Source organism: Frankia sp. CcI49, from assembly GCF_001983215.1.
GTDB classification, from domain to species: domain Bacteria; phylum Actinomycetota; class Actinomycetes; order Frankiales; family Frankiaceae; genus Parafrankia; species Parafrankia irregularis.
Genome location: NZ_MOWP01000006.1, coordinates 477,964 through 491,355, shown reverse-complemented (window position 1 = coordinate 491,355; position 13,392 = coordinate 477,964). Strand labels below are relative to the sequence as shown.

11 protein-coding genes and 2 riboswitches are annotated in these 13,392 nt (G+C 72.6%); of the genes, 5 read left to right on the top strand and 6 right to left on the bottom strand.

Going from position 1 to position 13,392, the window contains the following annotated elements:
* The first annotated feature begins 386 nt into the window (after positions 1 to 386).
* Complete coding sequence (locus CcI49_RS06205) at positions 387 to 1,100, top strand: EthD domain-containing protein (protein ID WP_076824870.1); 714 nt, start codon at positions 387 to 389, stop codon at positions 1,098 to 1,100.
* Between the two features lie 70 nt (positions 1,101 to 1,170).
* Here CcI49_RS06205 and CcI49_RS06200 read toward each other — a convergent pair whose 3' ends face one another.
* The 4 genes from CcI49_RS06200 to CcI49_RS41960 all read right to left on the bottom strand — a co-directional run bounded on the left by CcI49_RS06200 (position 1,171) and on the right by CcI49_RS41960 (position 5,015).
* Positions 1,171 to 2,064 (bottom strand): ABC transporter ATP-binding protein, encoded by an 894-nt coding sequence (locus CcI49_RS06200; RefSeq protein ID WP_083749335.1) that lies wholly within the window; start codon positions 2,062 to 2,064, stop codon positions 1,171 to 1,173.
* Positions 2,064 to 3,050 carry an iron ABC transporter permease gene (locus tag CcI49_RS06195; RefSeq protein WP_076824995.1) on the bottom strand — a complete coding sequence of 329 codons (987 nt, stop codon included), beginning with the start codon at positions 3,048 to 3,050 and terminating at the stop codon, positions 2,064 to 2,066. Before CcI49_RS06195 ends, CcI49_RS06200 begins: the two co-directional genes overlap by 1 nt.
* A gap of 293 nt (positions 3,051 to 3,343) precedes the next feature.
* Positions 3,344 to 4,543: an ABC transporter substrate-binding protein gene (locus CcI49_RS06190; RefSeq protein WP_076824868.1), complete on the bottom strand. Its 1,200-nt coding sequence runs from the start codon at positions 4,541 to 4,543 to the stop codon at positions 3,344 to 3,346.
* A gap of 35 nt (positions 4,544 to 4,578) precedes the next feature.
* Positions 4,579 to 4,770: riboswitch (cobalamin riboswitch) on the bottom strand.
* Positions 4,771 to 4,856: 86 nt separating this feature from the next.
* On the bottom strand, positions 4,857 to 5,015 hold the full coding sequence (locus tag CcI49_RS41960) for a hypothetical protein (protein ID WP_158230716.1): 159 nt from the start codon (positions 5,013 to 5,015) through the stop codon (positions 4,857 to 4,859).
* Between the two features lie 10 nt (positions 5,016 to 5,025).
* Here CcI49_RS41960 and CcI49_RS06185 point away from each other — a divergent pair, with 10 nt between their 5' ends.
* The 4 genes from CcI49_RS06185 to CcI49_RS06170 all read left to right on the top strand — a co-directional run bounded on the left by CcI49_RS06185 (position 5,026) and on the right by CcI49_RS06170 (position 9,150).
* Positions 5,026 to 5,412, top strand: a complete 387-nt coding sequence (locus tag CcI49_RS06185; RefSeq protein WP_076824866.1) for a metalloregulator ArsR/SmtB family transcription factor — start codon at positions 5,026 to 5,028, stop codon at positions 5,410 to 5,412.
* Positions 5,413 to 5,550: 138 nt separating this feature from the next.
* Positions 5,551 to 5,622, top strand: a riboswitch (cobalamin riboswitch).
* Between the two features lie 396 nt (positions 5,623 to 6,018).
* Entirely contained in the window at positions 6,019 to 7,194 is a 1,176-nt protein-coding gene (locus CcI49_RS06180) for an ABC transporter substrate-binding protein (protein ID WP_083749334.1), read from the top strand.
* A gap of 13 nt (positions 7,195 to 7,207) precedes the next feature.
* Positions 7,208 to 8,323 (top strand): iron ABC transporter permease, encoded by a 1,116-nt coding sequence (locus CcI49_RS06175; protein ID WP_076824864.1) that lies wholly within the window; start codon positions 7,208 to 7,210, stop codon positions 8,321 to 8,323.
* Positions 8,320 to 9,150 carry an ABC transporter ATP-binding protein gene (locus tag CcI49_RS06170; RefSeq protein ID WP_083749333.1) on the top strand — a complete coding sequence of 277 codons (831 nt, stop codon included), beginning with the start codon at positions 8,320 to 8,322 and terminating at the stop codon, positions 9,148 to 9,150. Before CcI49_RS06175 ends, CcI49_RS06170 begins: the two co-directional genes overlap by 4 nt.
* On the opposite strand, the gene CcI49_RS06165 is transcribed toward CcI49_RS06170, so the two are convergent.
* Together CcI49_RS06165 and CcI49_RS06160 are read right to left on the bottom strand one after the other, a co-directional pair.
* Entirely contained in the window at positions 9,083 to 10,006 is a 924-nt protein-coding gene (locus tag CcI49_RS06165) for a hypothetical protein (protein WP_076824862.1), read from the bottom strand. The genes CcI49_RS06170 and CcI49_RS06165 overlap by 68 nt on opposite strands.
* Positions 9,999 to 13,226, bottom strand: coding sequence for a DEAD/DEAH box helicase (locus CcI49_RS06160; RefSeq protein ID WP_076824991.1), 3,228 nt, complete (start codon positions 13,224 to 13,226; stop codon positions 9,999 to 10,001). Before CcI49_RS06160 ends, CcI49_RS06165 begins: the two co-directional genes overlap by 8 nt.
* Positions 13,227 to 13,392 lie beyond the last annotated feature (166 nt).

Here is a 13,392-nt window from a genome sequence, read left to right as displayed (position 1 = left end):
CGTAGCCGCACCCGCGGCGGCTCGAAGAGCAAAGGATTCTGGACGTCCGGGTCCGGGTGTCCGTCGCGAAATCACGCCCACCAAGATCAATAGTGCCGAGGGTGCGGCCGAGGCCGCCGCCGCTCGAAGATCATGGGATAGTGGTCGTCCCAACGACCACTATCCTCAACTCTTGTCTGGTCGCAAGGGCTTCCCGAAGTTCGGGATTCTGTCTCAGGCGCCCTGACGGCCGGAATCCTCCGCTCCTGGGGATTACCGTGTGACACGTTTCCTACTTTGTCGGCTCGGGACGCCGGTTCGCGCTTTCGCCGGACTGCCCGCCACCACCTGCCCGAAGATACCGGCGACGGGTGGACGCGACGGAGCGGGACGACAGAGGAGATCATGTGATCAAACGGTTCCTGTTCGTCACCCGGGCGTGCGCGTCGGACCGGTTCGCCGCCGCCTGGCGTGCCGCCGTCGGCGCCGCGGCGACAGCCCCGCCGCCGGCTCGACCGCTGCGCCTGGCGGCCGGCACCGTGCTGGCCGAGGTCACCCCCGAGGCGCCGCACGACGGTGTCGGGCTGCAGTGGTTCGCGGACGAGGAGCACCTGCGGCGGTTCGAGGCCTGGTCGGCCTCGCCCGAGGGCGCGGCCGCGAACGCCCTGCTGGGCGAGGCGGTGGAGCTGGAGTCCACCGGCGTCGTGGTGGCACACGAGCATGTGATGCGCGGCGACGAATGGATACAGCGGCAGCGTCAGGACGGAGGCCCGGGCCTCAAGCAGATGGCGCTGGCCCGCCGTGCCGCCGATCTGACCCTCGCGCAGTTCTTCGACCGGTGGCGCAGTCGCGCCGGCACCGTCGGCGTGGTGCCGATTCCCGCCGAGGTCCGCGGGCTCGCCTACATCCAGAACCATCCCCTGCTGACCGTAGGTGCCGGTGCCGGTGCCGAGGCAGGCGCCGAGGCCGAATGGCCGTACGACGCGGTGAACGAGGTCTACTTCGACGACCTCGACGGCATCCGCCGGCGGATGGCCTGGTTCGCCGAGAACCTCGACCGCAACGAGGACGACCTCGTCCGGGAATCGTGCTTCGTCGCGGTGCGCGAGGAGATTCTCTGACGGCACCTGTGGCGGGCGTGGCACCTGGCGGCCACGGTGGGCGCGGCTTCCGCGGCCATCGTGGGCACGCTCAGCGCGTCGCCTCGTCCCACCGCGCCGCGTCGCCGTGGAGCTCGAAGGTCCGGGTGGTGGGGTCGAAGCGCAGGTCGTCGCCATCAAAGGTGGTGTTGACCGCGCCGGAGCCGATCACTTCCTGTGGGCTGCCCGTGTGCAGGTTTCCGGCTCGGTCGAGGAGCCAGACCTGGTCGGCGACCCGCAGCGACAGTTCCAGGTCGTGGGTGGAGACGACGACGGCGAGGTCGCGTTCGCGGGCGAGGCGGCGCATCAGCGCGGTGACGGTGACCCGGCTCGGCGCGTCGAGGAACGCGGTCGGCTCGTCGAGCAGGATCAGTGACGGTTCCTGCGCGAGTGCGCGGGCGATCATCACCCGTTGGCGTTCGCCGTCGGAGAGCTCGTCGGCGTCGCGGGTGGCGAGCTGGGACGCGCCGACGGCGGCCAGGGCCCAGTCGACGACGGCCCGGTCGGTGTCGTCGAGCCGGCCGGTGGGGCCGGTGTGTGGGTGGCGGCCGAGGCCGACGAGATCGGCGGCGGTGAGCAGGCCGACCTGGACGCGGTCGGTGAGCACGGTGCTGACCTTCCGGGCCCGTTCGGCTCCGCTGAGCCGGTTGAGGTCCGATCCGTCGAGCAGGGCCCGCCCGGCCAGTGCCGGCTGCAGGCCGGCGAGGGTGCGCAGCAGGGTGGACTTGCCGATGCCGTTCGGGCCGAGCAGCACGGTGAGCTGCCCGCGGGGGGCGGTGGCGGTCAGGCCGTCGAGGACCCGGTGGCGCGCTCGGCGGCGGCGGTAGCCGACCGCGAGCCCGTCCAGGCACAGCCCGGGTGTTCCTGCCAGCCCCGGCGTCCCGGGCGTCCTCGGCGTCTCGGGTGGGCCGGGCGTCTCGGGTGGCACCGGAGCGGAGGCGGGCATCAGGCGGCCCCCGCCGCGGCGGCGCGGGCCCGCAGCAGCACCGCGATCACGATCGGAGCTCCGAGCAGCGAGGTGACGACGTTGATCGGCAGCACCTGGTCGGTACCGGGCAGCTGCGCGGCGATCGAGCAGGCCAGCGCGACCAGCGCGCCGGTGAGCAGCGTCGCCGGGACGAGCAGCCGGTGGTCGGCGCTGCCGAGCAGGCGGCGGGCGATGTGCGGCACGGCGATGCCGAGGAAGGCGACGGGCCCGCAGAACGCGGTCACCGATCCGGCGAGCACCGACGCGCCGACGAGGGTGACCACGCGGACCCGGCGCAGCCGCAGGCCGAGGGTGCGGGCGTAGTTCTCGCCGAGCAGCAGCGCGTTGAGCGGTTTGACGGTCAGCAGTGCGACGCCGAGCCCGACACCCACGATGGGCGTGAAGACGGCGAGGTCGCTGTTGGACGTCCCGGCGAAGCTGCCCAGGGACCAGATCCAGTACTGGACGGCCCGCTCCGGCGCCGTCCAGGTGAGCAGCAGGCTGACCAGTGAGCTGACGGCGCTGTTCAGGATGACGCCGATGACGAGCAGGGTGACGACGGACCGCACCCACTGGGCGAGCACGAGCACGGCACCGAGGACGGCGGCGGCACCGACCGCCGCGGCGACGACCACCCCGAACCGGCCGCTGCCGGCGACACCGGCGGTGAACACTCCGGCGGAGCCGCCGACCCCGGCGACGACGGCGGCGACCCCGAAGCTGGCCCCGGAGCTGACGCCGAGGGAGTACGGGTCGGCGAGCGGGTTGCGGAACAGGGTCTGCATCTGCAGTCCGGCCACGCCGAGCGCCGCCCCGGCGAGTGCGGCGGTGAGCGCCCGAGGCAGCCGGATCTCGCGGATGACGACCGTCCACCGGTGGTCGTGCGGTTCGCTTCCGACGAGCACCCGCAGGGTCTCGTCGAGCGGGATGGAGACCGAGCCGACCGCCAGGGCCAGCAGGAACATCGCGACCAGGCCGGCGACGAGCCCGCCGAGGACGACCGCGGCACGGGCCCGACGCCGTCCGACGGCACCCGGACTGCCGCTGGCACTCGGACTGCCGCTGGCACCCTGGCTGCCGGCGGCGGCCCGGTTCGCGGATGCCAGCGAGGTCGCCGGCGCCACCGCGGGTACCGGTGCCTCCGATGACGCGGAGGCGACCGCGGGTGCTGCCACCACGGGTGGTGGTGTGGGGGCCGGGCCGGGAGGCGCCACCGGGTCGGTGGACGCCTCCGCGGCCGCTCTGAACAACGCCGTCACTACTTCAGCTGCTGGTAGAAGGCGAACGTGTGGTTCGGGAAGGCGTCCGGGTGCAGGATGGCGGCGAGGTCACCGAGGACGAGGTCGGGCCGGGCCACGCCGCGCTCCCGGTAGTCGTTGCCGCCGTCGGTGTTGGTGACGAGGTTGTTGTCCCACACCTGGCCGTCGCGGACGGCCGTGAGCTGGCCGTAGCGCGCGTCCTCGGCGGTGATGTCGCCGAGTTTCCTCCACTCGCCGTCGGCGAGCCAGATCTTCGCGCTGCCGGCCTTGGTGAAGACGGTCTCGAAGTCGAGCTCGAGGCTGCCGGCGTCCGTCGAGTCGGCCCAGGGGTAGCTGGCGCCGGCGTCGGCGAGCAGCTTGGCGACGTAGCTGCCACCCGAGGGCATGTACCAGGTGCCCTGGTACATGCTGCCGACCAGCACCGGCACAGCCTTCTCGTCCGGGACCTTGGCGGCGATCGCGTCGTAGTCGGTCTCGATCCTGTCGAAGACCTTGGTGGCCTTGTCCTCGTCGCCGGTGAACGCCGCCATGAACTTCACCCATTCGGCGCGCCCCAGCGGGTCGCCCTCGAGCCATTCGGCGTTGGCGACGACGGGAACGCCGGCGTCACGCAGCTTCTGGAACTCGGGGACGTCGTACCCGTCGGTCATCAGCACGTCCGGCGCCCCGGTGACGACCCGCTCGGTGTCGATCTGGCCGTTGCTGGCGTACTCGACGACCTTGCCCGCGTCGACGAGGCCGCGCACCTCCTTGTTGATCACATAGGTGCCGGTCGCCACCCCGGTGAGGACGTCGAGCCGGCCCAGGTCGGCCAGCAGCGGCAGGTGGGTCGTCGAGCCGGAGTAGAGGCTGGTGATCGGGGTCTCGATGCGCGGTGCGTCGGCCAGGTCACCGGTGAGCTTCGGCTTCGGGGTGCCGCACCGGTACAGCACGTACGACTCGGGCTTGCCGTCCGGGTACGGCTCCTTCACCGTGACGACCTGGTAGGCCTTCTCGTAGGTGATCGTGAAGTTCTTCGCGTACTCCAGCGTCGAATGCACCGGGAAGTAGTCGGTGTTCTCGTCGAACGAACTGACGCAGCCACGGGCGTCCGTGCCCGCGTCGGCGGCGGCCGGCGACGGATCGTCGTCGCCGCAGCCCGCCAGCAGTGCGGGGATGAGAAGGAGAGTGGCGCTCAGGGCCACCAGACGTGCGCGCATGCGGAGTGAAGCCGCCTTCCAGCACCTCGTGGACGGATTCGCGGGGGTGCCGTGGCCGGTCTCCTGGCTGACGGGTGGTGCGACACCGRCCGCCTTCCCAGGCGACGATTCCGACGCTCAGTGACTCCCCGACGGGCGGGGACTGGCCGGTGACATCCCGATAACAGTGGCGAGGGCCGCGCCGGTTCCACACCGGCTTCCCGAACACCACGGCGCGACGAACTGTACGAGAACGCCTGCATCATCTGCAAGGCGATGCAGACGATCTCTCTCGGATGTACACGACATCTCCAGAACGCGTCGGAGATCGGGGTCAGCCGTGGCGGAAGCCGGTGCCGGACCGGTCGTGCGGATCGGGGGCGAGTCCGAGGTGGCGCCGGCGGAGGTGGTCCCAGGCGGCGAGCCGGGAGAAGCCCGGTGCGGAGCGCAGCGTGGGTGTCGGTGAGGAACGGGTTGGGAGCAGGACGGTCATAATTGGCCTCATGCACCGGTTGGACGCCCGGGTCGAGCACCGGATCATCGACGGTGATCGGGCGTGCGACGCGGTGGCCGCGATCGGGGACCGGGATGACGTCGCACGCTGGGCTGGCGTCTTCGCGATGCTCGGCGAGCCGGGCCGGCTGGCGATCCTGCTCGCCATCCATCATGCCGGGCCGATCTCCGTCTCGGATCTCGCCGTCGCGGTCGGAATGAATGACGCGGCGGTCTCGCAGGCGTTGCGGCTGCTGCGCCACCAGCAGGCCGTCGTCGCCGAGCGCGATGGCCGGGTGATCCGCTACCGGCTCACGGACCCCGTCGTCGGCGAGCTGCTCACCCGGGTCCGTCCCGCGCCCGAGCTCCACCACGGTTCCGTCGCCGACGTCCACTGATGTCAGGGGCCGGGACCGCGAGCGGGCGATCGCCGGCACGTCGCGAAGCTCACAGCGGGCGGCTCATCTGCGCATCCGCGTTGACGTGCAGGTGACAGACCCCTACGCTTGCGGAGTCTCCAGGACAACGGTTCGGAAGCCGGTGTGAATCCGGCACGGTCGCGCCACTGTGTGCGGTCATCATCCTGTCGACGGTGACCGCGAGTCAGGCCTGACGTTGTCCTGTCACCGGCTCAGGACGCGTCATCCAGGGAGGTCACGAAATGGCTGCATGCCCAACCACCTGATCGAGGCTTGTCGCGCCACGCGTGCCTCTCAGGAGTCGACCGGATTCTGATCCGGTTCCGGGCGGGTGCCGCCCGGAACCGGCGTGGCTGACCGCTGGTGATCCGGCGAATTCACCAAATTCCTGGCGAGCGCTTCTCGGTGCTGTTTTCGCTGGTTTCCGCCGGTGCCGCGAGAACGCTCTCCGAGCGTCTCGGTGAGTGCTGCGAGCGCGATCCTCGCAAGCTTTCGTATGTCGATACACCCGTGCCTCCACCTCCTTCTCGCATTCATTGATGCCGTGCGCCCGCGCGCCCGGAGACACCCGAGGATCCCATAGCCATGCTGCAATCCCTGACCCGAACCTGCTCTGCGCGCCCTGATCACCTCGGGGCGTCCGCCGGCCGCCGCCGACGGCCGGGTGCGGCCGCGCTGGCGGCGCTGTCCCTGCTCTGCGCGGTCCTGGTGGGCTGCAGCCCCAGTCCAACGACCGGCGCGCCGGCCGCGGAGAGTGGCACCCAGGTCACCCGGCATGAGATCACGGTGGTCGATGACGCCGACCGCACGGTCGAGATCGCCGTTCCGGTTCAACGGGTCGTCGCGTTCAACACGTTCAACGTGGAGTTCATTCGCGCTGTCGGGGCCTTCGACGCGGTGGTCGGGCTGGACGAGGGCTCGGCGGGGAAGAACTACACGGGCTACTGGGGTGACTTCGACGTCGCGAAGACCGCGGGCAAAGGTCAGGCCGAACCCAACTACGAGCAGCTGGCGGCGCTGAAGCCCGAAGTCGTCATCTTCCCCCGTAACGGGGCCTGGAAGGAGGCAGAGGGAAAGCTCGCGGCCTTCGGCGTCAAGACGTTGGTCATCACTGGCTGGGACCAGAACGACCACATCTTCAACGTCGATCTGATCGGGAAGATCTTCGACCGGCAGGAGCGGGCGGCTAAGCTCAACGCCTTCTACACGAAATACCGCGACCTGCTGACCGAACGCCTCGCCGGCGTCACTCCCAGGCGCGTCTACCTGGAGAACGACAAGGACTTCGCGTCGCCGGTTCCCGGTTCGGGCTGGCATGACATGGTGACGCTGGCCGGCGGCACGAACATCTTCGGTGACATCCGTTTCACCGACGCTGATTCTGCCCGGGGGTCGGTCCACCAGCTCGACATCGACCCCGAGGCCGTTCTCGACCGTGACCCGGAGCTGATCGTCCGCAACACCGGCGGCGGGTATGCCCTGGAGTCGGCGGGGGACCTGGCGGCGGAGCGTGCGAACCTGCTGGGCCGGGCCGGCTGGGCCGGGATCACCGCCGTGCGCGACGGGCAGGTGCACGTCACCAGCTCGTTCCCGATGAACGCCTGCTCGAAGATCATCGGATCGCTCTACCTCGCGAGCTGGCTGCACCCGGACAAGATGGCCGACGTCGACCCCGACGCCGTGATGAAGGAGTGGATCGAGACCTACCAGGGCGTCTCGCTGCCCGACCCGGCCGCCTACCGCCTGCATGCCAGCGCCTGACCACGGCCCTGCGATGACCAGTGAAGCGCTCACGGCCGGTTCCACCGATTCGGTGGAACCGGGCGGGCCGCCGGGCGAAGATCCCTTCCGCCTCGCCGGGCGCCGAACGCGCCGCAAGATCCTCGTTCTGGCCGCCGGGGCCCTGCTGCTGGCGGTGACCAGCGTCGCGGCGGTCTCGGTCGGCGCCAGCGGGGTGTCGCTGCGCGACGTCGGCTGGGCGCTGTGGACGCGTACCTTCGGGATCACCATCGCGGCCGACGACCTCGCCACCCAGACCGTGGTGTGGGAGCTGCGCCTGCCGCGGATCGGGCTGGCCGTGGTCGCGGGGGCGGGCCTGGCCATCGCCGGGGTGGTGCTGCAGGGCCTGCTGCGCAACCCGATGGTCAGCCCGTTCACCCTGGGCATCTCCTCGGCCGCGGCGTTCGGTGCGTCCGTTACGATCCTGTTCGGTGACTCGTCCGGGCGCGGCGGCGTCACGATGGTGGCCACCGCCCTGGCGGTGGCGCTGCTCTGCGCGGGCCTGCTGCTCGGGCTGTCCTGGCTGCGCGGTGCCTCGCCGGTCACCCTCATCCTGGTCGGGACGGCGCTGACCTACCTGTTCCAGGCGCTCACCTCGACGATGCAGTACATCGCCAGCGAGAACCAGCTGGCCGAGATCGTCCGGTGGAGCTTCGGCAGCGTCAACGCGGCGACCTGGGGCCAGGTCGCCGCGGTCGGGGTGCCGGTCGGTGTCGCGCTGGTACTGCTGACCGGACAGGCCGCCAACCTCAACGCGATCGCGTTCGCCGGCGACGACGCCGCGCGCAGCCTGGGTGTGGACGTCACCCGCACCCGGCTGGTGTGCAGCCTGCTGGCGGTGATGCTGGCCGCGGTCATCGTCAGCTTCACCGGTGTGATCGGGTTCGTGGGGCTGGTCGCCCCGCACATCGCCCGGCTGATTGTCGGGGCCGATCATCGCTTCCTGCTGCCGTTCGCCGCGATTGCCGGTGCCCTGCTGGTGCTGGCCGCCGACACCGCCGGGCGCACCCTGTTCGCCCCGGCCGTCATCCCGGTCGGGATCGTCGTCGCCTTCCTCGGAGCGCCGCTGTTCATCAACCTCGTCCTGACCCGTCGCAGGCAGTTCCTGTGAGCGCCCCGGCTGCGAGCACGCCGCCGGTGACCGCGCCGGAGCCCACTCTCGACATCCGCGGCGCGTGTTTCGCCTACGGGCGCCGGACGGTGCTCACCGACCTGGACCTCACCGTGGCCCGGGGAACCGTCGTCGGACTGCTCGGCCCGAACGGCAGCGGGAAGTCCACCCTCATCCGGGGCATCTGCCGCGTCCACCGGCCGAAGGCGGGAACGTTCCGGCTCGGCGGAACCGACCTGCACCTGCTGGCGCCGCGGGAGCTCGCCCGGATCACCGCGTACGTCCCGCAGGGCTCGCCCGGCCCGTTCGCCCTGACCGTCACCGAGGCCGTCATGCTCGGCCGTACCCCGCACACCCGGCTGCGGCCGTCACGCGAGGACGTCCGCCACGTCCGCGAGGCGATGGAGCTGCTGGACCTCACCGCCCTCGCGGACCGGCATGTCGACGAGCTCTCCGGCGGCCAGGCACAGCGGGTCGTCATCGCCCGCGCCCTCGCCCAGCAGCCCCGGGTGCTGCTCCTGGACGAGCCGACCAGCGCCCTCGACCTGCGCCACCAGGTCGAGACCCTGCACCTCGTGCACACCCTGGCCACCGAGCGCGACGTCCATGTGCTGATGGCCATTCACGACCTGAACCTCGCGGCGCGCTTCTGCCACCAGGTCGCCCTGCTGCACGGCGGCCGCGTCCTGACCACCGGAGCACCGGCCGACGTCTACCGCGCCGACGTCCTGGAGCAGGTCTACGGCCTGCCGGTGGAGGTCAGCCGCCACCGCGGCGTGCCCGAGGTCCGGCCCCGTCTGCCCGAGACACGGCGGGCGGGGTCGTAGCGGGTGACGCCCGGGGCGTGGTGAGGATCCGGTAGGCCGGGCGCAGCACCTCGCGCAGATCGCCGAACGGTTCCACGACCAGCGGCCCGCACAGGTCCAGCAGGATGTCGGGACGTCCCGTGGGCCCGCTCCGGTCAGCCGTGCCCTCGCGGCGGCCTACGGAGCCCGGCGACGTCCAGCTGGCCGGGTCCGGAGCCGTCCGTTGAGGATCCGGAGACGTCCAGAACCCGGCCGGGTCGGTCGGCGGCGCCGTGGCCTGCTGGACGTCGCCGGTCGCGGGGGCGGGGGAGCGTGGGCGCAGGTGCCGGATCTCGGTGAGCAGCGCGTCGCGTTCCCGGCCGCGCAGGGCGAGCAGGGTGAACGGGTCTGTGTCGATCGTTTCGGCGAGCTGGTGGCAGGCCGCGACGAGGTGGGCGCACGGCCGCTGCCAGTCGGTGCAGGTGCAGTCCATCGCCAGGTCGTCGGCGCGCTGCGGGAACAGGGTGAGCCCGCGGGCGGCGAACGTGTCCTCGATGTCCGTGGGCAGGGAGCCGGCCAGCAGCGCGGCGGCGTACCGGGCCTGGGCGGCCAGTGCGCCCGCGGCCTGGCTCCAGGCGTCGTCGCCGAAGGTCCGGACGGCGAGCCGGGGCTTGTGCAGGTTCTCACCGCGGTCGCGGACCATGGCGACGACGAGGTTGCCGGTGCGCCGCACGGTCAGGACCGCCTCGGTGCGGGCCAGGGCACGGCCGGCGCGCAGCGGCTCGGGCAGGGTCATGCCCTCGATCAGCTCGAGGAACCGTGCGGACCACCAGGCCCGGCGGCCCCGCTCCCGGTTCCGGCTCCGGTCCCGCTGGCCGCGGGTGGGCGGCTCAGCCATCGACGGCGTCGGGGGCGAGGGTGACGAGGTCCCGCAGCTCGTCGGTGGAGAGCGTGGCCAGCCAGCTCTCCCCGCCGCCGACGACGGTGCGGGCCAGCGCGGCCTTGTCGGTGAGGATGCGGTCGATCCTCTCCTCCAGGGTGCCCATGCACAGCAGGGTGCGGACCCACACGTCGCGACGCTGCCCGATGCGATGGGCGCGGTCGGTGGCCTGCGCCTGGGCCGCCGGGTTCCACCACCGGTCGATGTGGATGACGTGGTTCGCCATGGTCAGGTTGATGCCGTTGCCGCCGGCTTTCAGCGAGAGGAGGAAGACCCCGGGCCCGGAGCTGGTCTGGAAGCGTTCGACCAGGGCGTCGCGCTCGGCGGCGCGCAGGCCGCCGTGCAGGAACGACACCTCCACCCCGAGCCGGGCGGACAGGTGCGGTGCGAGCATCGCCCCGAACCCGGCGAACTGGGTGAAGCACAGCGCGCGCTCGCCGTCCGCGACGATGCCGGTGAGCAGATCTTCCAGCCGGGCGAGCTTCCCGGAGCGGCCGGGCAGCGCCGAGGAGTCGCCGAGCAGGTGGGCCGGGTGGTTGCAGACCTGCTTGAGCCGGGTCATCGCGGCCAGCACCACGCCGCCCCGCCGCACGGTGGCGGACGGGTCCCGCAGCCGCTCCATCATGTCGTCGACGACCGCCCGGTACAGCGAGGCCTGCTCCGGGGTCAGGGTGCACAGCTGGCGCAGTTCCACCTTGGACGGCAGGTCGCGCAGCACCGCCGGGTCGGTCTTCACCCGGCGCAGCACGACCGGGTGGATCCGTCGGCGCAGCCGGGCGGTCGCCTCCGGGTCGGCGTACCGCTCGATCGGCACCGCGTAGCGGGCGCGGAACGCGGCGGCGGAGCCGAGCAGGCCCGGGTTCACCGCGTGCATGATCGACCACAGGTCGCCGAGGCGGTTCTCGACCGGCGTCCCGGTCAGCGCGATCCGGTGCCGGGCGGTCAGCTGGCGGACGGCGCGGGCCTGCGCGGTCGCCGCGTTCTTGATCTGCTGCGCCTCGTCGAGGACGAGCCGCTCCCAGGCGACCGCGCGGAACGCCGCGATGTCGCGGACGAGCCGTGGATAGGTGGTGAGGACGAGGTCATGCCCGGACGCGGCCTCGGCGACACCCGGGCCGTCCTGCGGGACGGCCGCGTGATGGGCGTGAACGGTCAGACCGGGAGCGATCCGCGCCGCCTCGCGCCGCCAGTTTCCCAACACCGAGGTCGGGCAGACGACGAGGGTCGCCCCGCGGCGGGCGGCGGCCCGGGCTCGCAGCTCCAGGGCGAGCACCTGGATGGTCTTGCCCAGGCCCATGTCGTCGGCGAGGACCGCGCCGAGGCCGAGCCGGTCCAGCAGCGTGAGCCAGGCCAGTCCCTGCACCTGGTAGGGACGCAGCCGCACTCCCAGCCCAGCCGGTGGTTCGACGGGTTCCATCCGCGACACCGCCGCCCCGGATCCGTCACCCGGCCGAGGTCCGCCCGGCGGGCCGTCCGGGCCGGCGAGCAGCGCGCCGAGCCAGCCGTCCGCCACCACCTCGACATCCGCGCCGGCCTGGTCCGCGCCGCCCTGGTCGGGGCCGAGACCCGCGTGGGCGAGAACGTCGCCGACGGTCATCCGGCCGCCGCCCGTCTGGCGGGCCAGGTCCAGGTCGGCGAGCTGGCCGGGGTCCACCCGGGTCCACCTGCCGCGCAGCCGCACGAGGCCGGCCCCGGCCTTCGCGAGACGTTCGAGCTCCATGCGGCTCAGCTCGACACCGCCGAGGCTGACGGCCCAGCGGTAGTCGACGATCCGCGCGAGATCCGTCGTGACGTCCCGCAGGATCGGCGTCACCGGGTCCACCGCGCGGACGGTGAGGCGGGCCGTCGGCCGGGCCGGGCGCACCCACCAGGACGGCACCAGCACCCCGAAGCCCTCCTGCTCCAGGGCACCTGTGAGCTCCAGGAACCGCTGCGCCCGCGCCAGGTCCAGATCGAGGCTCGCCGGCCGGGCCGCCCGCAGAGCCCGGTCGAGGTCCGGCCAGACCGCGACGGCCCGGCCGAGCCCGGTGAGCAGCGCCTCCTCGGCATCGGTGGTCCACCCGGCGGGGCCGGCGGGCCCCGTGGGACGGCGCCGCCAGATCTGGCCCGCCGGTACCTGGACGCCCGGGTCGTCGACCGCCTGCAGCAGGAAGTCGACCCGCCAGGCGTCGTCGTCGCCCGGGGATCCCCGCGACAGCGCCCCCGGCTCGGTCAGCCGGAAGCATACCCGCAGCGCGGACGTCCATTCGCCGCCCGCCCGCCACGTCTCGACCTTCGCGGCGAGCTCGCGGCCCGCGGTGCCGGTGGCCGTAAAACGCGGAGTGCCGTGGGTCCCATCCGTCCCGCCCGAGCCGTCGGAGTCATCCGTCCTGTCGGCGCCGTCGAGCGCGCGCAGCCAGCCGGCCGCCGCCCGCGCCGCCGCCGTCCGGCGCGGCCCCGGGACACCGAGGCGGCGGCCGGATTCCCGCAGCCGCTGTCGGACGTGCGTCTCCACCCGGTGATCAAGCGCGGCACCCAGCGTCGTGACCGCGTCGTTCCAGGACTCGCCCCCCGCCGCGGTCGGGGCGGCGGCCCGGAACGCGGGTGGCATGGCCGCGACCAGCTCGTCAAACCGCACGGCGTCCGGCCCGGTCAGGACGGGCGACCAGCGGGCCAGGGGCCGCGCGCCGTCCCATCCGACCGCGGGAAGCACCCGGCCGCGGTCGACCAGCTCCACCCCGAAGGCGTCGACGGCCAGCAGGAACCCCGCGGACGCCCCGAGCCGGACGCCCTCCCCGGGCTCCCACCACGGGCCGGACGCCGGCGAGAGGTCCGGACAGATCGTGTCGACCCGCCACGTCCGCAGAACCGGGCCCTGGGCCTGCGCGGTGTGGTCCGTCCCGGCGGTACTCCGCGCTCCTGGACCGGCCGAGCCGGCAATCGCGGTGGTGAGCGCGGCCGCCAGCTCCGGCGACGCCAGCGGTGCGCCACTGGTCAGGCTTGGCAGGAGCACGGCGAGGCGCCCGGACGCGGCGGGTCGGACCCCCGCGAGCGGCGCCAGGTCCGAGGCCATCGCGGCGAAGGGGTGCGCGGACGGGTCCGCTGCGGTCTCTCGTGGGGACCGGCCATACCGCCGCGCGTCCTCCGCCCACAGCACCGGCAGGCCCGAAGGCGTGCAGACGCCGTGCACGACCAGCATCACCACTCCCCAGGGGCCACCACCCGGATTCGGGTGTCTCCACACCGGCTCACCCCGGAGCCTATGCGGGAACACGCAGGCTCCGGGGCGGGGGAGGGCCTGCGGGGCGACCAGCGCGGGCCCTATCGAGTGCGTGTCGGACTGAGCACGATCTGACTATGATTCC